The organism is Hoeflea sp. BAL378 (genome assembly GCF_000759435.1).
Taxonomy (GTDB): domain Bacteria; phylum Pseudomonadota; class Alphaproteobacteria; order Rhizobiales; family Rhizobiaceae; genus Hoeflea.
Genome location: NZ_JRJG01000240.1, coordinates 1 through 564, shown reverse-complemented (window position 1 = coordinate 564; position 564 = coordinate 1). Strand labels below are relative to the sequence as shown.

The following is a 564-nucleotide window of genomic DNA, read 5'->3' as shown; positions in this document are numbered from 1 at the left end:
CAGGCGGGCGTCCGGCGGGTTGCGGGGCACCTGTCATGAGGGGCGGCCTGGCCGCGGACAAACAGGATGGGAAACCAGATGAAAATTGTGATGGCCATCATCAAGCCGTTCAAGCTGGACGAGGTGCGCGAGGCGCTCACGGCTGTCGGCATTCAGGGCCTGACCGTAAGCGAAGTCAAAGGCTACGGCAGGCAGAAGGGGCATACCGAGATCTATCGGGGGACCGAGTACGCGGTGAGCTTTCTGCCCAAGTTGAAGATCGAGATCGCGGTGAATTCGGACTCGGTGGACAAGGCGGTCGAAGCGATCGCGACGTCGGCCAAGACCGGGCAGATCGGCGACGGCAAGATCTTTGTTTACTCGATTGACCAGGCCATGCGCATCCGCACCGGCGAAACCGACGCCGACGCGTTGTAAGGCAACAGGAGACACACCCATGACACCTCAGATGTCGACACTCTCACCTCTCAGACTTGGCCTTCTGGCGGCCGGCGCCCTGGCTGCCTTCGCCGTCCCGGCCTTCGCCCAGGACGCCGCGGCCCCCGCAGCCGAAGCCGCAGCCGC

1 protein-coding gene is annotated in these 564 nt (G+C 64.0%); it reads left to right on the top strand.

Features of this window, described 5'->3' with window-relative positions; genetic code table 11:
• Positions 1 to 66: 66 nt before the first annotated feature.
• Positions 67 to 417 carry a P-II family nitrogen regulator gene (locus tag LL06_RS25525; protein WP_035533752.1) on the top strand — a complete coding sequence of 117 codons (351 nt, stop codon included), beginning with the start codon at positions 67 to 69 and terminating at the stop codon, positions 415 to 417.
• Positions 418 to 564: the final 147 nt, after the last annotated feature.